Source organism: Pontibacter amylolyticus, from assembly GCF_014638845.1.
GTDB classification, from domain to species: domain Bacteria; phylum Bacteroidota; class Bacteroidia; order Cytophagales; family Hymenobacteraceae; genus Pontibacter; species Pontibacter amylolyticus.
Map to the genome: position 1 here is coordinate 978,224 of NZ_BMFP01000001.1, position 21,958 is coordinate 1,000,181.

Consider the following 21,958-nt stretch of genomic DNA (forward strand, 5'->3'; position numbering starts at 1 on the left):
CTCGCATGTTTCGCATTTAATGATTCCTTCTCGTAATTTTGCCGTATGATACGTACTTGTTTTAATACCCCGGCAAGGCTGATTTTGTTGTTGGCTTTGTCATTCACGCAGCTATTAACCTCCTGTGGCTCTATGACATCTACTGATAACACCATCAAACCGGGTCCGTGGCGCGTTGCGCTGCAGGCCCAGGGCCAGGAGATTCCGTTCATCATGGAAGCCGAAGAACAGAACGGCAAGACCGTGCTATACCTGGTGAACGCCGATGAACGCATTCTGGTGGATGAGTTTCACCAGGAGGGTGATTCGCTCCGGATCAGGCTGCACATTTTTGACGCGGACCTGATCGCGAAAATCGACGGCGATAAGATGGCCGGCCGCTTCACCCGCAACGATTTAGACAAACCCTATTCCGTTCCATTTACGGCAGTGCACGGAGACGCCAACCGCTTTGAAGCCAAGCCCGAACCGGCCAGCTATACCTACACCGGCAAATGGGAGGTAACTTTTACCGACCCTGACGGGAAGCAGTACCCAGCCATTGGTGTATTTGAGCAGAAAGACAACCACGTGACCGGCACTTTCCTGACCGAGACGGGTGACTACCGCTACCTCGAAGGGCAGGTGGAAGGCGATGAGCTAAAGGTGTCGACGTTTGACGGCAACCATGCTTACCTGTTCACTGCCAAACCGACTGACGGCGACAACCTGAGCGGCCATTTCTACTCCGGCCCTTCGCACCACGAAACCTGGGTAGCCAAACGCAACGAAAACGCCGAGCTCGCCAACGCCAACGAACTGACTTTCCTGAAGCCAGGCTACGAGTCGCTGGAGTTTACGTTCCCTGATCTGGAAGGCAAGCAGGTATCGCTGTCGGATGACAAGTACAAAGGCAAGGTGGTGCTGGTGCAGCTGCTGGGCTCATGGTGCCCGAACTGTATGGACGAAACCCAGTTCCTGGCCCCTTACTACAGCAAAAACAAGGATCGTGGTCTCGAGATCATCGGCTTGGGCTTTGAGCGCACCAAGGGCTACGCACAAGCCGTGCCGCGCCTAACGAAGATGAAAGACCGCTTCGACATCGAGTACGATCTGCTCTACGCCGGTCCGGCCGATAAAGAAGCTGCCGCCCAAGCGCTTCCGGCTCTAAACCACGTCCTCTCCTTCCCGACCACCATCTACATCGACCGCCAGGGCAAAGTGCGCAAGATCCACACCGGCTTCTCGGGCCCCGGCACCGGCAAGTACTACGAAGAGTGGCTGGCGGACTTTAACAAGACTATGGACGAGTTGCTGGCGGAGGGGATTTAATTGTTGATTGTTCATTGCTGATTGTTGAATCGGCAGGTATAGCAAAGGCCGCTACTAGTAAGGTAGCGGCCTTTGTGTTTCACCATTGCCTGTCGATCCTTTATGAAAAATTGGCTGGGTTCGCTTTCGTAAACTATTGATGGGTTTATACAGGTTTCCTAAGCCGCACAATCCTGAACGTGCCTCCAAAAGCAGCCGGTTCATTCAGCTCCACCTGCAGCGAGGTATGGCTGACGATGTGCCCAATACTTCGGTTCACATCTGAGAAAAGCGTACTGGCAACCTGATTGAAGAGGCGGCGGAGGAGCGAAGGTTTCTGCCCATCTGGCAAAAACTTATCGAATACCATGACCGTGCCGCCCGGCTTCAGCACCCTCTCCACTTCCTTGATGCAAGCTATGGGGTCAGGTATAACCGCGATGATCAGGTGCAGGATCACGGCGTCGTAACTGTTGTCGGAGTAGCTGAGTTGCTGACCGTCCATCACGTGGGCATCGACAGGTATACCTAGTTTCTCGGCACGAGCTTTCAGCTTCGTGATCATGCCCGGTGTGATGTCGTTGGCGGTGATGCGGGTATAGCCCTGCAGGTATGGCAGGTCGAGGCCAGTGCCGGCGCCTATGATCAGAATAGCTTCGTCAGGCTTGGCTTTTAGCAACTCGATGGAGCGCTTCCTATACCTTCGGAAAATACGATCGGCAATCAGATCATATACCGGCAAGTAGAAGGTATAGCGCAGCCGGTTCCAGGTGTTGGTGTTGAGACTCATCTTTCATAGGTTATTTTGTGCTCCCAAAATTACCTCCGCCCCTACCTTTCAGGCTTACAAATTTTAAAGGAGATGTTACAGATATTTCTGTTTGACCAGGTATAGGTATAGCGGGTAGAAATAGTGGCTTTTTACCTGTCATCTCAACAGCATGGAGGGATCTGGATTATTTTGGAGTGTAGGCACTATTTCAGATTTCTCCCTGAGGTCGAAATGACAACCAGGTTATGAAGTAGGTTTACTTCTCCAAGCTAAGTATAGGATAACTTACTCCTTAGACACTTATACCCAAGACACTCGCGGCAACTGCGCGCACCGCAAGGTCATAACTGAACGGTCAAAACAATTTAACCATCAACAATTTAACAATTTATTTTTCCCTTTCTATGGTATAGGCGATCAGTTGCTCCAGGGAGGTGCGGGATGGGGAGGCCGGGAAGGTATGGAGAATAGCGAGGGCCTCTGCGTGGTACTGGTTCATCACCTCGATGGTGTACTGAATACCACCGGAGGTTTTCACATAGTCGATCACCTGCTGCACGCGCTCGTTGTTACCGTTGTTGTTCTTCACGTTGTAGATCACGCGGCGGCGGGTCATCCAGTCGGCTTCGCGCAGGGCGTGGATCAGCGGCAGGGTCATCTTCTTTTCCTTGATGTCGATACCTACGGGCTTGCCGATTTCGGCGGTACCATAGTCGAACAAGTCGTCTTTGATCTGGAAGGCAATGCCTACTTTCTCCCCAAACAAACGGGCTTTCTCAATGTCCTCTTTCGAAGCACCAGCCGAAGCAGCGCCGACTGCGCAACAGGAGGCAATAAGCGAAGCGGTTTTCTGGCGGATGATGTCGAAATAGACAGACTCATCAATGTCCAGGCGGCGTGCTTTTTCGATCTGCAGCAGCTCCCCTTCGCTCATTTCCCGCACGGCGTTCGATACGATCTTGAGCAATTCGTAGTCGTCGTTTTGCAGGGAGAGCAACAGGCCTTTTGAGAGCAGGTAGTCGCCTACCAGCACGGCGATCTTGTTTTTCCAGAGCGCGTTCACGGAGAAGAAACCACGGCGGTAGTTGGCCTCGTCCACCACGTCGTCGTGCACGAGGGTGGCCGTGTGCAACAGCTCGATAAGGGCGGCCCCGCGGTAAGTGGCGTCGCCGATGGCGTCGCCGCGGAAAAGCTTGGCCATGAAGAACACGAACATCGGCCGCATCTGCTTGCCTTTGCGCTTTACGATGTAGCTCATGATCTTGTCGAGCAGCAGTACTTTAGACTTCATCGAAGTCCTGAACTTTTTCTCGAACAGCTCCATCTCCTGGGCAATGGGCGCTTGTATTTCCTTTAGGCTAATGCTCATGTGATATTCCGCAATATTACTAGGTGTGGGGGTCGTTTCCAAACAAGTATAGCAATATCAGCGTTTAAATAATCGAAGTTAAGCGCGCTGGTATACTTTACCAACAGCACAGCCTCGTGCTGGTTTGCCGCTTGCCGAAAATAACTATATTGCCTTCTGATAACACAGCGCATCTTGCCATGGCAGACACACTCAAAGTAGACTTCGTGGTATACCCGGAGCACGAGCGTCCTTTTACCGCCGACGCCACCTATACCCCGGACGGCAACAAGAAGCCAGTCGTGCTCTATACCCATGGTTTCAAGGGCTTCAAAGACTGGGGGCACTTCAACCTCTTGGCCGACTATTTCGCCGGGCACGGCTTTGTGTTCATCAAGTTCAACTTCTCGCACAACGGCACCACCGTAGACAACGATTCAGACCTGCACGACATGGAAGCCTTTGGCCGCAACAACTTCAGCATCGAGCTCGAGGACCTCAAGTCGCTCATCGACCTGGTGCATGACGAAGAGGGACCGCTGCCGCAAAATGAGCTGGACCTGGACCGCATCTACCTGATTGGCCACAGCCGCGGAGGCGGATCCGTTATACTAAAAGCTGCTGAAGATACCCGTGTGCGGGCCGTGGCTACGTGGGCTGCCGTGAATAATTTTGACCAGCGCTGGGACGAGCTGGAAAAGGAATCCTGGCAGAAAGAGGGCGTGCAGTGGGTGACGAATGCCCGCACAGGTATACGCATGCCGCTTTACTACCAAATCGTGGAAGACTACCTGGCCAATGTGGAGCGACTCGAAATCCCGAAAGTGATTCAGAAGATGCAGCAGCCTTTGCTCATACTGCATGGCGAGGAAGATGAAACCCTGCCCGTGCAGATGGCCCACGACCTGCATACCTGGAAACCGGACGCTGAGATGCACCTGTTGCCCGGAGCCGATCACTCTTTCGGGGGGCAGCACCCGTACGAGCTGGAAGAGTTGCCCACGGCTGCCAAAGCCGCTGCCGACCTGAGTATCGCCTTTTTCAACAAACATGCCTAAGCTATACCTGCTCCTGGGCGGTAACCTCGGTGACCGTCCGCTATACCTGTCCCAGGCCCGTGAACGCATCGCCGCACAAGTCGGGCCTATCGTGCAAAGTTCCTCCCTCTACGAAACCGCCGCCTGGGGAAAGACTGACCAGCCTGCCTTCCTGAACCAGGTGCTGGAGGTCCAAACTAAATTGAGTCCGGAAAAGGTGTTGCAAGGTATAAACCAGATTGAGCAGGAACTGGGGCGCATCCGTCACGAGCACTGGGGAGCCCGCGGCATCGACATTGATATCCTGTTCTACGACCAGCTGGTCATGCAGTCTCAGCGCCTGACCATCCCCCATCCGCAGTTACACCTGCGTCGGTTCACGCTCATGCCGCTGAGCGAGATTGCCCCGCAGCTGCTACATCCGGTGCTCAACCAGCATGTAACACAGCTTCTACAAGATTGCCCGGATAAACTCCCCGTTTACCCGTTCGTTTCGGCCGCTGACTAATCTGTGATCCCAGAAAAAACTCTCGGCTTAAGCTATACCTTAGCAGCACTGCGTATACACAAAATCTACATAAAAAAGACCATTGCAGCAGACGCCGCAATGGTCTTTTTCAATTTTATGCAAAGCATTATGCCACTGAGCTTACCTCAGCTGTACGCTCTATCTTTTTTACCAGTCCCTGCAGCACTTTGCCCGGTCCGCACTCCACAAAATGCGTAGCTCCGTCAGCTACCATTTGCTGCACCGATTGCGTCCAGCGTACGGGAGCCGTTAACTGGCTGATCAGGTTCTGCTTGATCTCCTGCGGATCTGTGTGCGGCATGGCATCCACGTTCTGGTAGATCGGGCAGATGCCCTGGCTGAAGGTGGTTTCGTTGATCGCTTTGGCCAGTTCCACTTCTGCCGGCTTCATGAGCGGCGAGTGGAAAGCGCCACCAACCGGCAATGGCAGGGCACGCTTGGCACCGGCTTCCTTCATCTTCTCGCAGGCGATCTCAATCCCTTTGTTAGAACCGGAGATCACCAGCTGGCCCGGGCAGTTGTAGTTGGCTGCTACCACTACTTCCCCTTCAATGGAGGCACACACTTCTTCTACCTTCGCATCGTCCAGACCAAGAATTGCCGCCATGGTAGACGGGTTCGCCTCGCAGGCTGTCTGCATAGCCATCGCTCTCTTATACACCAGCCTCAGTCCGTCTTCAAAGCTCAGCACCTTGCTGGCCACCAGCGCCGAAAACTCACCAAGCGAGTGGCCGGCTACCATATCGGGGTTGAAGTCCTGGGCCACAGCCGCCTGCGCCACCGAGTGCAGGAAAATAGCCGGCTGTGTTACCCTGGTTTGCTTCAGCTCCTCGTCCGTGCCGTTGAACATGATCTCTGTGATGTTAAAACCCAGGATCTCGTTTGCCTGTTCGAACAGCTGACGCGCAACTTCGTGTTGCTCATACAAGTCCTTGCCCATACCCACAAACTGCGACCCCTGTCCCGGGAAAACGTATGCCTTTTTCATGCTGATATTTATTGTTGATTGTTTGTTGTCGATTGTTAAATTTTTGATGGCTAAATGGTTGATGATTAAATTGTTGATGGCTGAATTGTTGAATGATCGAAAACCTAAGTGCACTTTCTGTGATATCCTTACTATAACTGACTCGATTTAGCCTAGAACTAAAGTATAGCAATGTCTATACCTGTCTCTAAGGTATAAAACTCAGCAATACAGGCGACAGCTGTTCGGCGAGCCAGAGCCCAACAACCATTTAACCATCAATAATTTAACAATTCAATACGCCACAAACCGGGCCCTTTCTTCGGGGCTGGGCAGCATGCAGGCTTCGTTGCGACCTGCTATGCGGTAGCGGTGTTTCGCGATGAAGCGGTATACAAAATTGCGGAAAGATAAGGGAATAAACCTGAAATAGTAAAGCACCGACCATGGAAAATTGAGATGGCGGGCGATGCGAAGGGCGGCTTCTGACTCGGTGTAGAGCTGGCCGTTTTCAAAAAAAAGAATGGAGTCGGGCAGCGGGTCAGGTACAAGCTGCTGCGGCACGAGCTGCTCAACCAATCCGGACTGCAAGGCGGCAAAATGCAGGTTCTGCCGCGTGTTGTACTTCAAAGCGATCTGTATACTGGCCTGGCAAAAGCCGCAGGTGCCGTCGTAAAATACGATGGGCAAATCCTGCAGCCGGTCCAGTTCCTCTTTTGTCATTAGCGTACTATTTCTACCCAGCCTTTGTATTTACTGCGGCTGCGTTCAGGGTCAATGGATATAAACTCAACCTCGGCCTCGTAGTAGTAAACCCCATCTGTGAGGCGCTTACCATCGTTGTCGGTGCCTGGCCAATTGATATACGGGTCTGCGCTGCTTTCGTATACCTTCACGCCCCAACGGTTGAATACCTTGAAGGTAGTAGAGCGAATAAAGGCCGCCCTCGGATCCGGTCTGAACACATCGTTCTTTCCGTCATCGTTCGGCGTGATGATATTCGGAAGCTGGAAGAAGAAGCAGTTGTCCTTACACTCCTCGTTGCTCGGCTCGCTCTCCTCTCCTGCCAGGCTGGTGGCCGTCACGTAGTAACAGGCCGCAAAAGACTCCAGCCCGGTATGGGTATAGGTGGTCTCTTTGGTAGTGGCGATGGCACGATACTCCGTTTCGCCGGGACCTCTAAAGTATACGGTATAGAAGTCGATCTCGTCTGTACAGCCATCCCCGATCTTCGGTACCCAGTTCAGCACATTCTGGTAAGGTGGCTTGGTAGGGTTTGCAAAGAAAGCCTCGCAGTCCAGCACATCCAGGGTCAGCTCCGGCGGACAGATCACAAGCGGCAATTCCACGCATACTTCCTGGCTCAGGTTCTGCAGCGGCTCCGGCAGGCCTTCTATCTGGTAAGTGCCCTGGGTGCGCACGACGTAGCAGTAGGTCTGGCCGCGCTCCAGTGGCGCTGCGGCCGTGCCCTTGTCTACAAAGGTACCTCCTGTAGCCGTAGCCGTCACGCTGCCAACTTGTACCAGTTCGCCATTTACTACCCGGAAGATCTGATGTTCGAGCACTTCATTTCGCCATGGCACATTGTACGTCCAGCTGAGCGAGACTTCCAATGCATCGCCCGTGCTTTGCGCCTCGGCTGCCAGCCGCACGCTGGAGGCTGAAGTGGAGTCGCGCAGCATATCCGGAGTAGCGCCGCCCGCTGCTCGGGTGCTGTAGAATTCGAGCTTATACCTGTACGCATTTGCCTCGGTGTTCAATCCGCTGTTTACGAATACCGTATCGCTCAGTCGGCGCGAAGTGAACACCTGCTGATAGGCTCCGCCCGGCTCCTGCCCCACCTTGCGGTACAGCCTGTATTCGAACGGAGGATTCAGGCGCTCTATACCTGGGCCGGGCTGCGTCCAGCGAACGGTGATCTGTCCGTTGGTGGTGGCAGTGCGGTCTACTGTTACATTGGTAATATAAGGTATGTCACGCTCCAGCACGACGCAGGCTTCCAGCGATGCGATACTTTGGCCACCGCCAGGCCGTGGGAACTCGGCGTAGATCACATAGCAGTACTCTGCCCCGGCAGTTAGGCCCTGTCCGTTGTTATTGTCTAAAAACTCGGTCTTGTCTTTGCCCACCTCACCAATGAGGGTATAACCCGCACTGGCCGGCACGCCGGTTTCGCAAGGCCCTGGTCGCCAGCCCGACGGTCCCTCCCGCCTGTAGATGCGGATGGTGGAGGCGTTCTGGCAAATGTATTTGTCCCAGGTCAGGCGCACGGATCGGTCCTCGCCGGTAGCCAGCAGGTTCTGTGGAGCCGGCCCTATCACCGTAATGCGATAAGGCTGCAGGTCAGCCAGCTGCCTGGCGGGCGGCGGCGGGTTATCCTCTGCCCTGAAAATCAATTGGTAAGGGTTGGCGCGCACATCGTTGCAGGAAGTGTTCCAGACCAACTGTCCGGCGGCGCGTCCTGGTTGATTGACTGTCCCTCTGAAAGTAGCCGGAGGCAGAATACCGCCTGTACCCGGTACGGTCAGGTTGATCAAATGGCCATCCGGGTCGGTGGCGGTGATGGTGGTGCGCAGCGTTTCGCCGGCCACGATACAGGTGTCGCGGGGCACCAGCACCGGCGGTTTGTTACGGGCATCCACTACCAGAATCTGCATATCGCGCACCACGGTGCTGATCAGCACGGGAGCGGCCCCTGTTGTACGCCACTCCTCTACCACAAAGGCGACGTTATATTCTCCCAGACGGCAGGGTGCATCCCAGGTGAGCTGTCCGGTAATGGGGTCGAGGGTGAAGGTGGAAGGTCCGGTGTTAGTGGAGTTGCGGCAGTTGTCAACCGTATGCGGGTCGCGGTAGCCGGGCACGTTCGTGATCAGGCCAGTCGCCTGGTTGCGGTGTTGCGGCTGTATCAGTTTGTAGGCGAGGCTGTCGCCGTCCGCGTCGATCGCTCCCGGGTTATGCACCCAGCGCTCGCCGGCAGTAGCTTCGTCAATCGGGGCAACCTGCAATATGGGCGTGCTGTTCAGGCCACGGAGCGGGTTGATGGAGATCGTTGTAGAGATGGCAAAGGTCAGCTGATCGGTTGGAGCGGCCATGTTCAGGATGCCCCCGTTCCGGTTCTCGCCTACCCATGTTACGGTATAGGTACCGTTGGCCGGAAAGGTATACTCCCACTTGAATTCCTCACGGTCTACGTCCGGCTTGATGTTGGTGACAGAGAGGCGCTCCACTGTAACGGTCTCCCCGGTTCCCATCGAGATGAACACGCGGGGGTCATCGGCTGTGGAGGAGGTTTTGGTGTACATCACCATGGTGAAAAAGAACTTCCGGGGGTTCGGATTAGGACCGGTATCCCTGACGGCGGTAATGTCCCCAGCCCGGATGTGCGTCGCCTGCGCCACGTTTGCATACCCCAACAACAACATCAATACCAACAGCACTATGCGGCCAGGCAAGCAACAGCTCAAGCGTAAACTATTTGGCATAAGCGTAGAGTTAGATTTGGCGCTGAACAAAGGTAAAATGAAAACTGAAATTTTACCTTTTTATTATCAACAAAAGCAAGAAAAGTGGGTTTATAATATATGGTTTTCAGTCCTACGCATTGCAATTTAGATTGATTCAAAATATGCTATTTAATTGTTTTATACAGGCTCCGCTTGTACCTTTGGGCATTAAAAAGCATTCATTACTTAACCTTCTAACAAATACAGATGAATTGGTTTACTAAAACGTTTTCCAGTACAATCGGACGTAAGATCATCATGTCGGTAACAGGCCTTTTCCTGTGCTCCTTCCTGGTGGTGCACCTTGTGGGTAACCTTACGCTGTTTTACCAGGACGGAGGCGAGGCATTCAACATCTATTCCCATTTCATGGCTAACAACCCCGTTATCCGCACGATGGAAATAGTACTGGTACTTGGATTCCTGTTCCACATCTACGATGCGATCGTGCTCACGCGCCGTAACAAGGCGGCCCGTCCTGTTGGCTATGCTGAGAATCATCCACAGGAGAACTCAACCTGGTCTTCGCGCAACATGGGTCTGCTGGGTACGATTATCCTGGTATTCCTGCTGGTGCACTTGTGGAACTTCTTTGTACCGGCCCGCTTCGGAGAGCTCGAGGGTGTTCCAAACGCTGAGTACACAAACCTGTACGCTGAAGTAGTAAAAGCATTCAAAAACCCAATCTACGTAGGCCTTTATGTTATCTCGATGATTGCACTGGCCTATCACCTGATCCACGGTTTCCAGAGCGCGTTCCAGTCTCTGGGCCTGACCCACAAGAAGTATACGCCGTTCATCAAAACCTTCGGTGTGGCTTTCTCAGTGCTTATTAGCCTGGGTTTTGCGCTCATCCCGCTTTACTTCTTTTTCTTCGTTAACTTGTAATTAAGCTAATATACTTGCTATGATATTAGATTCTAAAATCCCGGAAGGCGCATTAGCTGAAAAGTGGGATAAGCATAAATTCAATGTGAAGCTGGTAAACCCGGCCAACAAACGTAAATACGACATCATTGTAGTAGGTACCGGTCTTGCCGGTGCTTCTGCCGCTGCTACACTGGGCGAACTGGGCTATAACGTAAAAGCGTTCTGCTTCCAGGACTCCCCACGCCGTGCGCACTCTATTGCTGCACAGGGTGGTATCAACGCCGCTAAAAACTACCAGAACGACGGTGACTCGATCTTCCGCCTATTCTACGACACCATCAAAGGTGGTGACTACCGCGCTCGTGAGGCAAACGTGTACCGCCTGGCGCAGGTGTCTGTTGACATCATCGACCAGTGCGTGGCGCAGGGTGTTCCTTTCGCGCGTGAGTACGGCGGTCTGCTGGCCAACCGTTCGTTCGGTGGTGCGCAGGTATCGCGTACGTTCTACGCCCGTGGCCAAACCGGACAGCAGCTGTTACTGGGTGCCTACTCTGCCCTGAACCGTCAGGTAGCCTACGGCAAAGTGAAAATGTACCCACGCACCGAAATGCTGGACCTCGTGATGGTGGACGGCAAAGCGCGTGGCATCGTGGTGCGTAACCTGATCACAGGCAAGATCGAGTCGCACAGTGCGCACGCGGTGGTGCTGGCAACAGGTGGCTACGGCAACGTATTCTTCCTTTCTACCAACGCGATGGGCTCCAACGCGACGGCAGCCTGGAGAGCGCACAAGAAAGGAGCTTTGTTCGCTAACCCTTGCTTCACCCAGATTCACCCGACTTGTATACCTGTATCCGGCGACTATCAGTCTAAACTGACGCTGATGTCAGAGTCGCTCCGTAACGATGGCCGTGTTTGGGTGCCAAAAACGGTTGAGATTGCCCAGCGCCTGCGCAAGGGTGAGATCAAAATAAACGATATCAAAGAAGAAGACCGCGATTATTACCTGGAGCGTAAGTACCCGGCTTTCGGTAACCTCGTGCCACGCGACGTGGCTTCCCGCAACGCCAAGCTGGTGTGCGACGAAGGTCGTGGCGTAGGTTCCTCCGGCCTGGCCGTGTTCCTCGACTTCGCTGACGCAATCAAGCGCGAAGGCCAGCCAGCCATTGCTGCCAAGTATGGTAACCTCTTCGAGATGTATGCCAAAATCACGGACGAGAACCCATACGAAAGCCCAATGCGTATCTACCCTGCCGTACACTATACCATGGGTGGCCTGTGGGTGGATTACAACCTGATGACCAACATCCCGGGTCTGTACGCAACAGGCGAGTGTAACTTCTCTGACCACGGTGCTAACCGACTCGGTGCTTCGGCCCTGATGCAGGGTCTGGCCGACGGTTACTTTGTGATCCCTTACACCATCGGTGACTACCTGGCGCAAACGCCTTATGACAAAGTGAGCACCGACCACCCTGCCTTTAAGGAAGCAGAGCAGAACGTGATGGGCATTACCCAGCGTCTTCTTTCTATCAAAGGCAACCGTACCGTGGATGATTTCCACAAGGCGCTTGGCCAGATCATGTGGGACTACTGCGGTATGGCCCGTAATGCGGAAGGTCTTCAGTTCGCGAAACAGGAGATCCGCAAGCTGCGCGACGAGTTCTGGCAGAACGTGAAAGTGACCGGTGTGAACGAAGAGCTGAACCAGACCCTGGAGAAAGCGCACCGCGTGGCTGACTTCTTGGAACTGGGCGAACTGATGGTAGACGACGCACTGCACAGAAACGAGTCTTGCGGCGGTCACTTCCGTGAGGAATACCAGACGCCGGAGAACGAGGCCCTGCGTGACGATGAGAACTTTGCTTATGTAGCTGCCTGGGAGTTTACGGGTACTGGCAACCAGCCTGTGCTCCACAAGGAAGAGCTCAAGTTCGAGAACGTGAAGCTGACGCAGCGCAGCTACAAGTAATGATTAATTAATAATTAGGAATGAATAATGGACCTGATACCAGGTAGTTAATAATTCTTAATTCATGATTCTTAATTCGTAATTAATAAAGAAATGGCTGGAAGTAATCCAAATGCTAAACCAATGGACCTCACATTGAAGATTTGGCGCCAAAAAGATAAAAACTCTGCAGGTCAGCTGGTAACCTATCCACTAATGAACATATCTCCGGATATGTCTTTTCTGGAGATGCTGGACGTGCTCAACGAAGAACTGCTGGTGAAGGGCGAAGACCCTGTTGCCTTCGACCATGATTGCCGCGAAGGTATATGCGGTATGTGCAGCTTGTTCATCAACGGCCGTGCACACGGGCCGGAGCGCGGCACAACCACTTGCCAGCTGCACATGCGTCACTTCAACCACGGCGACACCATCACGATCGAGCCCTGGAGAGCAGCCGCTTTCCCGGTGCACAAAGACCTGATCGTAGACCGTTCTGCCTTCGACCGCATTCAACAGGCGGGCGGCTACGTGTCTGTGAACACAGGTGGCGTACCCGACGCAAACGAGATTGCTATACCTAAGACAATCGCCGACAAAGCGTTTGACGCTGCAACTTGTATTGGCTGTGGTGCTTGTGTGGCGGCTTGTAAGAATGCTTCGGCCATGCTGTTCGTGAGCGCGAAGGTATCGCAGCTGGCTATGCTGCCGCAGGGCAAGGTAGAGCGCAAAACACGCGTTGAGAACATGGTAGCGCAGATGGACGTGGAAGGCTTTGGTGCCTGCTCGAACACCGGGGCTTGTGCTGCTGAATGCCCGGTAGGTATTTCGCTGGACAACATCGCGATGATGAACATGGAATATCTGGGAGCGAAGGCAAGTTCTGAGAACATATAGTTTTCCTGATCCTAATAAAAGCAAAAGGCGAGACAGGCAACTGTTCTCGCCTTTTGCTTTTATATTCGCATTTATATTCTGACATCTATACCTTTCTGCAAACCGTAGAGCTTAGCGTCTGTTTACAGAAGAACACCTCATGACACTATGATCACCATAATAACGGGCACCAACAGACCTTCCTCCAACTCCAGAGCGGTAGCCAACCTATACGCCAGGCTGCTGGACGAGCGGCAGATAGCTAACCAGATACTGGATCTGGCTGACCTCCCGGCTGACTTTACGGCTTCTGCCCTCTATGACAACATTGGCACCAACCAGGCCTTTAACGAGCTAAGCGCTGTCATTGGCGATTCAGAGAAGTTCGTGTTCATCGTGCCGGAGTACAACGGCTCTTTCCCAGGCGTGCTCAAGGCGTTTATCGATGGGCTCTCCTACCCGAACACCTTCCGCAACAAGAAAGCAGCCCTGGTAGGCCTCTCCTCCGGGGTGCAGGGCAGCGGTCTGGCCATGAGCCACCTGACGGATATCTTCAACTATTTGGGCATGCACGTGCTGGCGCTCAAGCCCCGGCTGGCCCAGTTCGAGAAAAACTACGACGGCACTGCCATCACCAATCCGCTATACTTGGAGCTACTGAATCAGCAGATCGATCAGTTTATCCATTTCTAAACGCCAGGCTATACCTTGTGACTGGCAAAGCATGCGCTACCATTTCCTACTTGTAATGCTGGTTAACCTGATCCTTTTTGTGCTGCTGGTTTACAAGGTATGGACAAGCAATGACAAGGCTCCAATTTTATTCCTGTTCGTTTACCCCCTGCTTATGCTGGCAAACCTGTCTGTTTGGGCGATACTGAAACTCATGCGACAGCCTATATCGATCGTCTATCTGACAGCTGTAAAGCTCCTGTTGCTGCTGCTTCTACCGGCCATTTTTGTGTCGAGCCTATTTTAGTCAGGGAATAAAGAGCTAAGCCTGGCAGGGCTGTTTCATTCTAATAAATTCTCCCCTTGAGGACAAGTGAGTGCGAGAGTCCGAAGTTTGCGAGCGAAGCTCTCAGAGGGGTGTTTAAAGTTGGAGGGTAAATAAAACCTGGCCAATTGTTAACATTGTAGGCCTGAAATTACACCCCTATAATCCCCTCAAGGGGATAATCCCAGAAAATGAAACGGCCCTGCTAGCTATGGAACAGGTATAGCGGTTGTAGAGACCAGGTATAAGCTAGGTATAGATGCAGTACAGGTATTAGGTATAGTATAGGTATAGATACAGTACAAGCGAAGGTATAGATGTAGTACAGGTATAGTCATTAAAGAGATCCGGTCTAAAGCAAAAGAGCCCACCATAATGGCGGGCTCTTTACATTATTAGAAAACAGGATAAATGATTAGTCTACATTGTCATGCAGAAAGCGGTTGTCGCCCAGTATCTCGTTGTCATCGTTGAGGTTGAAACGGGATATGTTGCGCTCAGAAGAATGCGTCACTGAATCTAGGGCCACATTGCGGCGCAGGTAAGCAGGCACATCCATCTTTTCTTTCATGGCTTCGCTCGTCGTCATGTCGGTGCTGAGCATTTTCAGGCGCTCACGGCGCTCGATGGCTTTTTGCCGCATCAGCTCACGCTCTGCTTCCAGGCGTTTCGCTTCGCGAGTGGCATAGTCTTCCTGCTGCGATGCACCAAAACCGTTGCCGAACTCTTGTGTAGTAGAGCCCTCCAGGTTAAAAACGCGGCGCTGCGGTTGCTGCTGCGCCGGCTGCTGTGGTTGAGGCGCCTGCGGCTGCTGGTACTGCTGCTGTTGCGGGGCCTGCGGCTGCACCGGCTGCTGCGGCTGCTCTACCATCGGACGACGGATCTCGAACTGCTGCTGCACAGGCTGAGGCGGCTGAGGCGTTGCAACAGGCGCTACTACTGGCTCTGGTACGAAGTTCACCATTTTGGGCTGCTCCGGTTTGGCTGGCTCAGCTACTTCTATTTTTTTTTGGCTTTCCAGGTCAAACACTGTTTTTTTTGGCTCGATGATCGCCTCAGCGCTGCTGGCGAAACCAGTGGCGATCACGGTCACGCGGATGCTCTGACCCAGTGAAGAGTCGATTCCGTGACCGAAGATTACCTCTGCCTCCTGGCCGGCTTTGTCCTGGATATATTCTGTGATCTCAGTCAACTCATCCATTTCCAGTTCAGCCTGGTCACCAGACATGATAGAAAGAAGGATCTTCTGAGCACCGTGGATATCGGTGTTGTTAAGCAAAGGAGAAGAAAGCGCTTCTTCGGCGGCTCGGAGCGCACGCCCCTCACCTTCTGTCGTTGCAGAACCCATCACTGCAGCTCCAGAATCTTTCATAACCGTTTTCACGTCTTCGAAGTCGACGTTGATCTCGGCTGTTACGGTAATGATTTCAGCAATAGATTTAGCGGCTGTGGTCAACACGTTGTCGGCCTTCGCGAAAGCCTCCCGGATCGCCAGGTTGCCGAACATCTCGCGAAGCTTGTCGTTCAGGATAACGAGGATCGTGTCGCAGTTCTCGCTCAGTTCCTTGATGCCGTTTTCTGCGGCAATCTTTTTCTTTCTGCCCTCGAAGCCAAACGGAGCCGTCACAATACCCACTGTCAGGATACCCAGTTCTTTAGCGACTTTAGCAATAACGGGTGCAGCACCTGTACCAGTACCACCCCCCATACCAGCAGTGATGAATACCATTTTGGTATCGTTGCTGAGTAGCTCACGAATTTCCTCCTTACTTTCAAGGGCGGCGTGCTTTCCTTTTTCAGGGTTGGCTCCGGCTCCCAGACCTTCGGTCAGGTTCAGGCCAATCTGAAGTTTGTTAGGTACGCTGCTGCTTTTCAAGGCTTGCATATCCGTGTTGCAAATCACGAATTCTACGTCCTTGATGCCCTGGCCATACATGAAGTTTACCGCGTTGCTGCCTCCACCTCCGACGCCAATCACCTTAATGATGGACTTACCGCTTGCCGGTAGGTCAAAACTGTACATTGATGTCATGCTAAAATCTCCTGCTATTATGGGTTTCTAATAATTATGCTTCTAACTAATCGATATCGTCCGACAAAAGACCCTTGAGTCTGTCGATCAATCTTTTGCTGCTTCCTTCTTTGCTGGCAGCTTTGGTTACTACTTTATTGTATACTTCCGGTTGCTGCACTTCCACATGCTTCTCTTCGCGCTGGTCGAGCGACTGGTAGCCGGCCAGCACCAGGCCAACACCCGTTGCGTGCATCGGGCTCTTCACCGCATCGATCTTCGACTTGCCCAGGTGCTCGTTCGGATAGCCAATGCGGGTATCCATGCCGGTGATGTACTCCACCAGCTGCACCAGGTTCTGGAGCTGCGCGCCGCCACCCGTGATCACGATGCCTGCCGCCAGGCTATTGCTATACCCTGAGCGAACTATTTCAGAGTAGATCAGCTCCACGATCTCTTCCATTCTCGCCTCAATGATGTAGGCCAGGTTTTTCAGGGAGATTTCCTTCGGCGTACGGTCACGCAAACCAGGTATGGAAACGATCTCGTTATCTGAAGCCTCGTCCGCAATCGCCTTTCCAAACTTCACTTTCAGCTGCTCCGCCTGGTTCTGCATCACCATGCAGCCCTGCTTGATGTCAGAGGTGATGATGTTACCGCCAAAAGGAAGAACTGCCGTATGGCGGATAATATTGTCTTTGAAAATGGCAAGATCTGTCGTGCCGCCGCCAATGTCAACCAGCGCCACCCCTGCTTCCTTCTCCTCATCGCTGAGCACCGACATGCTCGAGGCAAGCGGCTCCAGGATCAGGTTGTCGATTTCCAGTCCGGCACGGGCGATGCATTTGTTGATGTTGCTGATCGCGTTTGACTGCGCGGTGATGATGTGGAAGTTGCCCTCCAGTCGCACACCCGACATACCCACCGGGTCCGTAATTCCTTCCTCGTAGTCCACTTTGTACTCCTGCGGCATCACATGGATGATCTCGCTGCCGGGAGGTGTCACCAAACGGTACATATCGTTTGTCAAACGGTTCACATCGTCTACCGTTATCTCATCGTCCGTCATCTGGCGGGTGATGCTGCCATTGTGCTGCAGGCTCTTGATGTGCTGACCGGCAATGCCCACGTTCACTACCTTGATGTTGATGCTCGCCTGATCTTCGGCCTGCTGAACTGCTTTCCTGATCGCCTCAACGGTTTTGTCGATATTGCTGACAATACCGCGCACCACCCCTTCCGAGATGGCTTTGCCCATCCCAAGAATTTCCAGCTTTCCATACTCATTCTTCCGACCAACAAGTGCGCAAACTTTGGTTGTGCCGATGTCCAAGCCTACTACAATTTTGTCGTTCTGCATATGCTGTATATGTTATTCACAAATAATCTGATCTTCGTATTCCACGTTGACTCTCTTATATTTATCCCAGCCCATCACGGGTAGTACTTCTTTATAAAAGACCATCAACTTCTTAAATTTCTGTTCCGCTTCGTCCGGTTTTCCAAACTCAATGGTGTGCTCCCCTACCTGTGGCAGGAAAGATACTTTGCCCTTCTCATCAATGTGCATTTGGGCTAATTGGGCTTTCCAAAACTGATCGTTTTCAATAAAACGCAGCAGAGAAAGGTAGGCCTGGCCTGTAGAATCCTGGAAAAAATCCCGGCCGAACGGTCTGCCGGACCGGGTCTTCGTAATAGGTATGACACGAGCGGTGTATCTGTCGGAAAGGGGCAGCATATTCCCCTCTGCGTCGATGTAGACATCCTGATCTGGTCGTATAATTCTTGCTATAGGCCTGTTCTGTTTTATGCTTACTTGTATGTTGCCGTCTAACCCTTTGAACACCTCTGCTTCCTTCACAAAGCTGTGCGCTTCAATGCGCTTTTCGAGGTTTTTCAGGTCGATTTGCTGGTTGGGCAAACCTTCCAGTTTTCGCTCTCCCTCGCGGGTCAGCAGGTCTCTGACTTCCTCTTCCCCAATAAAGTAATTATTGTACTCATTATCAATTGTTATTGACACTTTCTCACACTTTTTTTCATTTTGGCGAGAGGAAGCGAACCCTGCTAGTGCGGCGATAGTGACCATGCTACAACATGCAAAAATTAAAGATTTTATTTTACTATTCAAGCCCATTTCAGTTATTTTCTAAAATATTTTTTATAGGCTTTACCAACGTATCGATATCACCGGCTCCTACTGTTGCCAGTACCTCAAAATCAATGTTTTCGGCTAAATAAGCTGCCACATCTTCTTTATGTAAAAGTCTTTTTTTCGGACCGTTTACTAAGCCCAAAATCATTTCTGACGTTACACCTTCAATTGGCTTTTCCCGTGCCGGGTAGATGTCCAGCATAATCAACTCGTCGGCGGCACTCAGACTTAGTGCGAATTCGGTCGCAAAGTCGCGGGTGCGGCTGAACAAATGCGGCTGAAACACCACCGTCAGCTTTTTGTCCGGGTAAATGGCACGCAAAGATGTCATGAACGCGTCGATCTCTTTTGGGTGGTGCGCATAGTCGTCGATGTATACCTTGCCCTGTCCTTCATACACCACTTCGAAGCGGCGCTTCACACCTCTGTAACTTGCCAGCGCCTCGCGCAATCGGTCTTCTGATACGCCCATAATCTGGCCTGCTACCAGTGCGGCCAGCGCGTTCTCCACATTGTGATATCCGGGTAAACCAAGCACCAGACGGGCTATGTTACCAAAGGGTGTCTCTGCGTCAAAACAGAAGCTGTATCCCTGTATCTCAAGCTGTTGCACATGACCTTCGCCTTCGTTCAAACTGTAACGGATTACCCTAACTCCGTCCTGTACTTTTTCGAGTAACCGCGGGTCGGTGGCGCTGTGCAAGATCAAATAGCCGCCGGGCTTCACCTGGCTGATGAACTTCTGGAACGTTCGGATCATCTCCTCTTTGTCGCCATAGATATCCAAGTGATCGGGATCAGCCGAGGTCACGATGGCAATATCCGGGTAGAGTGTTAGGAAAGAACGGTCGTACTCGTCAGCCTCCACCACAATCGTCTCCTTCTCCGCCGTACCTTTCCCGATCAAAAGATTCGAATTCAGATTCGTGGCGATACCTCCCAGGAAAGCTGAACAGTCCACTCCGCCTTCGTGCAGCAAATGCGTCACGATGGAAGAAGTCGTCGTCTTGCCATGCGTACCGGCCACGGCCACGGTATAGGCCGAACCGGTGATAATGCCCAACACCTCTGAGCGCTTCTTGATGGTATAGCCCTGCTCCTTCAAGTAGGCCCATTCGGTATGCTCGGCAGGTATGGCCGGCGTGAGCACCACTAGGGTCGTCTCTTTGTTAGCCAGTACTTCCTGCGGCAGTTGGTTCACGTCGTCGGTGTAATGCACGCGTATACCTTCCTGCTCCAGTGCCTCGGTGAGTGGGGTGCGCGTTTTATCGTAGCCCCATACCGGAAGCTTCCGGGCATTGAACCAGCGGGCGATGGCACTCATGCCGATGCCGCCGATGCCAAGGAAATAGATATAGCTATAGTCTTCCAGTCTCACTTGATCAACTTTAACAGTTCGTTTACAATATCAACAGCGGCATTAGGCCGCGCCAGTTTCAGTATGTTCTGCGCCAGCCGGTGCTGCTCTACCTCGTTACCAGCCAGCTCTAAGGCAGCAGGTATCAGCTTTTGCTGTGCTTCGGCGTCGCGCACCAACAGGGCGGCCTGCTCCTGCACCAGCGACATGGCGTTCTTGGTCTGGTGATCTTCCGCCACATTGGGCGAAGGGACCAGTATACTCGGCTTCCCGGCCAAGCAAAGCTCCGAGATCGAAAGTGCTCCGGCTCTGGAGACTACCACATCGGCGGCGGCATAGGCCAGGTCCATCTGCCGGATGAAATCGAAGGCGCGTATACCTGCGTCGGCAAACGGCTTCTCCAGTTCTTGTGCCTGCGGGTAAAAAGCTCTGCCCGTCTGCCAGATCAGTTGGTAGCCCGCCTCTGCAATCTGCTGCAGCCCGGCGGCTATACTTTCGTTGATGGTTCTGGCGCCCAGACTGCCGCCTATCACCAGGATGGTTTTCTTTTCAGAGGTCAGTCCGAAGTGCAGCAGGGCCTCGCGGCGTTTGCCTTCGAGCTCCATGATGTCCTTGCGAACCGGGTTTCCTGTCAGCACCAGCTTTTCAGCCGGGAAGAAGGCGTCCATGTTGTTGTAAGCCACGCATATCTTTTGCGCGCGCTTTGCCAACAGCTTGTTGGTGATGCCGGCATAAGAGTTCTGCTCCTGAATCAGGGCCGGTATACCTTGCCTGGTCGCCGCATACAGCAACGGACCACTCGCATAGCCCCCCACACCTACCACGGCATCCGGTTTAAAATCACGGATGATCTTGTTCGACATCCGGATGCTGGTGATCACTTTCCAGGGGAATGAGAGGTTGTCCAGTGTGAGGCGGCGCTGCAGTCCGCTGATCCAGAGACCGACAATCTTATAGCCCGCTTCCGGTACGCGTGTCATTTCCATACGCCCGATCGCTCCCACAAACAGGATTTCCGCATCAGGGTGTACCACCTTGATTTGGTTGGCAATGGCAATGGCCGGGTAAATGTGCCCGCCGGTGCCGCCACCGCTGATGATGAAGCGATATGGACGCTGCGGATTAGGCATTGGCCGTCACTTTAGCGGTTGGACCCAGTGTTTCCTCTGCCTTCACGGTGCGGCTCACACTCAGGATGATCCCAATCGAGATACCCGTGAAGATCAGTGATGTACCCCCCATACTCAGGAGTGGCAGTGGCAGACCTGTGATCGGACCCAAGCCTACGGCCACGCCCATATTGATCATCCCTTGCAAGACCAGACTGAAACTCAGACCGGCTGCCAGCAAACCACCGAAGGCGCCGTTGCTTTTCGTGACCGTGACCAGGCCCCGGTAGAGCAGGGCCAGGTATAGGAAGAGCACCAACACTCCACCCAACAGGCCGTATTCTTCCAGTATAATTGCATAGATAAAATCTGAGTAAGGGTGCGGCAGGATATCGCGCTGGTCGCTGTTGCCAGGGCCTTTGCCCACCACGCCGCCCGTTGCGATCGCGATGTAGGACTGTTCCAGCTGGAAAGCGGTTTCAGACTCGTCGAAGAAAGCCTCTACACGGCTGATGGCCGTACCCAGACGCTGACCAGCCGCCAAACCGACCCCACCCAGCATAGCACCCGCTATTACAAAAACAGCCAGCGATTTCATCGGCACGCGACCGATAAACATCAGCAAAAGGCTTGTCAGGAACAGCAGTACCGCGGTAGAGGTGTTCGTCAAAGCGATCAGGGCGCAGATAAAACCCGTCCAGGCGAAGATCGGCAGTAAGTTGCGCTTCCAGTCGTCGAGGTTGTTTTGCTTCTTGGAGAGCATACTCGCCAGGTATGAGATCAGGGCCAGTTTCGCCAAATCCGAAGGCTGGAAGGTCTGATTGATCACCGGGATGGTGATCCAGCGGGACGCTTCGTTGATGTTCGAACCGAAGAAGAAGGTATAGAGCAACAGTGGCACAGACAGGATAAGCGCTACCAGCGAAAGTCGGGAATAGTAGCGGTAATCGATCTTGTGGGCCAGCCACATAAAGGCCAGACCGATGAAGATTAGCGAGGAGTGCTTGAAGAGGAAGTACTCGGTGTTGCCGTCTTTTTGCTTGTACGCCAAGGTACCGGTAGCCGAATACACGACTGCCACGCTGATAAGCGAGAACATCAACACGATGCCCCAAAGCACTGCGTCCCCTTTCAGGTTTCGCTGTAACCACTGCTTGATCATAATACCTTTGGCTAAAAATTAAAA

Annotated in this window: 20 protein-coding genes; 9 read left to right on the top strand and 11 right to left on the bottom strand. The window is 52.9% G+C overall.

From position 1 onward, the window contains the following. Window positions 1-132: 132 nt before the first annotated feature. On the top strand, window positions 133-1,311 hold the full coding sequence (locus tag IEV97_RS04290; protein ID WP_188500240.1) for a peroxiredoxin family protein: 1,179 nt from the start codon (window positions 133-135) through the stop codon (window positions 1,309-1,311). Between the two features lie 145 nt (window positions 1,312-1,456). Here the strand turns inward: IEV97_RS04290 and IEV97_RS04295 are convergent, their stop codons facing one another. After that, entirely contained in the window at window positions 1,457-2,080 is a 624-nt protein-coding gene (locus tag IEV97_RS04295) for a class I SAM-dependent methyltransferase (protein ID WP_188500241.1), read from the bottom strand. A 370-nt stretch (window positions 2,081-2,450) separates the two neighbouring features. Next, a complete protein-coding gene (locus IEV97_RS04300; protein WP_188500242.1) occupies window positions 2,451-3,431 on the bottom strand; it encodes a polyprenyl synthetase family protein in 981 nt (326 codons plus the stop codon). Window positions 3,432-3,610: 179 nt separating this feature from the next. On the opposite strand from IEV97_RS04300, the gene IEV97_RS04305 reads away from it, so the two are divergent. Together IEV97_RS04305 and folK are read left to right on the top strand one after the other, a co-directional pair. Beyond that, window positions 3,611-4,468, top strand: coding sequence for an alpha/beta hydrolase family protein (locus IEV97_RS04305; RefSeq protein WP_188500243.1), 858 nt, complete (start codon window positions 3,611-3,613; stop codon window positions 4,466-4,468). Further along, on the top strand, window positions 4,461-4,955 hold the full coding sequence (gene folK, locus IEV97_RS04310; protein WP_188500244.1) for a 2-amino-4-hydroxy-6-hydroxymethyldihydropteridine diphosphokinase: 495 nt from the start codon (window positions 4,461-4,463) through the stop codon (window positions 4,953-4,955). The genes IEV97_RS04305 and folK overlap by 8 nt, the downstream gene beginning before the upstream one ends. Window positions 4,956-5,082: 127 nt before the next feature. Here the strand turns inward: folK and fabD are convergent, their stop codons facing one another. The 3 genes from fabD to IEV97_RS04325 all read right to left on the bottom strand — a co-directional run bounded on the left by fabD (window position 5,083) and on the right by IEV97_RS04325 (window position 9,398). Then, the gene (gene fabD / locus IEV97_RS04315; RefSeq protein WP_188500245.1) at window positions 5,083-5,964 is read right to left on the bottom strand and encodes an ACP S-malonyltransferase; all 882 of its coding nucleotides are present in this window, start codon (window positions 5,962-5,964) and stop codon (window positions 5,083-5,085) included. Between the two features lie 273 nt (window positions 5,965-6,237). Next, entirely contained in the window at window positions 6,238-6,666 is a 429-nt protein-coding gene (locus tag IEV97_RS04320) for a thiol-disulfide oxidoreductase DCC family protein (protein ID WP_188500246.1), read from the bottom strand. Beyond that, window positions 6,666-9,398: a T9SS type B sorting domain-containing protein gene (locus IEV97_RS04325; protein WP_188500247.1), complete on the bottom strand. Its 2,733-nt coding sequence runs from the start codon at window positions 9,396-9,398 to the stop codon at window positions 6,666-6,668. The genes IEV97_RS04320 and IEV97_RS04325 overlap by 1 nt, the downstream gene beginning before the upstream one ends. Here IEV97_RS04325 and IEV97_RS04330 point away from each other — a divergent pair. The 6 genes from IEV97_RS04330 (at window position 9,385) to IEV97_RS04355 (ending at window position 14,125) form a co-directional block, all read left to right on the top strand. After that, the gene (locus IEV97_RS04330; RefSeq protein ID WP_188500248.1) at window positions 9,385-9,558 is read left to right on the top strand and encodes a hypothetical protein; all 174 of its coding nucleotides are present in this window, start codon (window positions 9,385-9,387) and stop codon (window positions 9,556-9,558) included. The two genes, IEV97_RS04325 and IEV97_RS04330, sit on opposite strands and share 14 nt — an antisense overlap. Window positions 9,559-9,656: 98 nt before the next feature. Continuing rightward, window positions 9,657-10,337 carry a succinate dehydrogenase cytochrome b subunit gene (locus IEV97_RS04335; RefSeq protein ID WP_188500249.1) on the top strand — a complete coding sequence of 227 codons (681 nt, stop codon included), beginning with the start codon at window positions 9,657-9,659 and terminating at the stop codon, window positions 10,335-10,337. A 19-nt stretch (window positions 10,338-10,356) separates the two neighbouring features. Further along, window positions 10,357-12,291, top strand: a complete 1,935-nt coding sequence (locus IEV97_RS04340; protein ID WP_188500250.1) for a fumarate reductase/succinate dehydrogenase flavoprotein subunit — start codon at window positions 10,357-10,359, stop codon at window positions 12,289-12,291. 123 nt (window positions 12,292-12,414) lie between these two features. Next, window positions 12,415-13,167: a succinate dehydrogenase/fumarate reductase iron-sulfur subunit gene (locus tag IEV97_RS04345; RefSeq protein ID WP_188500251.1), complete on the top strand. Its 753-nt coding sequence runs from the start codon at window positions 12,415-12,417 to the stop codon at window positions 13,165-13,167. A gap of 147 nt (window positions 13,168-13,314) precedes the next feature. Further along, complete coding sequence (locus IEV97_RS04350) at window positions 13,315-13,839, top strand: NADPH-dependent FMN reductase (RefSeq protein ID WP_188500252.1); 525 nt, start codon at window positions 13,315-13,317, stop codon at window positions 13,837-13,839. A 31-nt stretch (window positions 13,840-13,870) separates the two neighbouring features. Further along, a complete protein-coding gene (locus IEV97_RS04355) occupies window positions 13,871-14,125 on the top strand; it encodes a hypothetical protein (RefSeq protein ID WP_188500253.1) in 255 nt (84 codons plus the stop codon). A 433-nt stretch (window positions 14,126-14,558) separates the two neighbouring features. Here the strand turns inward: IEV97_RS04355 and ftsZ are convergent, their stop codons facing one another. From ftsZ to IEV97_RS04385, 6 genes are read right to left on the bottom strand one after another with little or no spacing between them, the layout of a single operon-like run. Then, complete coding sequence (gene ftsZ / locus IEV97_RS04360) at window positions 14,559-16,175, bottom strand: cell division protein FtsZ (RefSeq protein ID WP_188500254.1); 1,617 nt, start codon at window positions 16,173-16,175, stop codon at window positions 14,559-14,561. A gap of 46 nt (window positions 16,176-16,221) precedes the next feature. Further along, complete coding sequence (ftsA, locus tag IEV97_RS04365) at window positions 16,222-17,514, bottom strand: cell division protein FtsA (protein ID WP_188500255.1); 1,293 nt, start codon at window positions 17,512-17,514, stop codon at window positions 16,222-16,224. A 12-nt stretch (window positions 17,515-17,526) separates the two neighbouring features. Beyond that, complete coding sequence (locus IEV97_RS04370) at window positions 17,527-18,240, bottom strand: cell division protein FtsQ/DivIB (RefSeq protein WP_229733788.1); 714 nt, start codon at window positions 18,238-18,240, stop codon at window positions 17,527-17,529. Window positions 18,241-18,289: 49 nt separating this feature from the next. Continuing rightward, window positions 18,290-19,684, bottom strand: a complete 1,395-nt coding sequence (gene murC, locus IEV97_RS04375; RefSeq protein ID WP_188500257.1) for a UDP-N-acetylmuramate--L-alanine ligase — start codon at window positions 19,682-19,684, stop codon at window positions 18,290-18,292. After that, complete coding sequence (gene murG, locus IEV97_RS04380; protein WP_188500258.1) at window positions 19,681-20,793, bottom strand: undecaprenyldiphospho-muramoylpentapeptide beta-N-acetylglucosaminyltransferase; 1,113 nt, start codon at window positions 20,791-20,793, stop codon at window positions 19,681-19,683. Before murG ends, murC begins: the two co-directional genes overlap by 4 nt. Further along, window positions 20,786-21,934 (bottom strand): FtsW/RodA/SpoVE family cell cycle protein, encoded by a 1,149-nt coding sequence (locus IEV97_RS04385; RefSeq protein ID WP_188500259.1) that lies wholly within the window; start codon window positions 21,932-21,934, stop codon window positions 20,786-20,788. The genes murG and IEV97_RS04385 overlap by 8 nt, the downstream gene beginning before the upstream one ends. Window positions 21,935-21,958 lie beyond the last annotated feature (24 nt).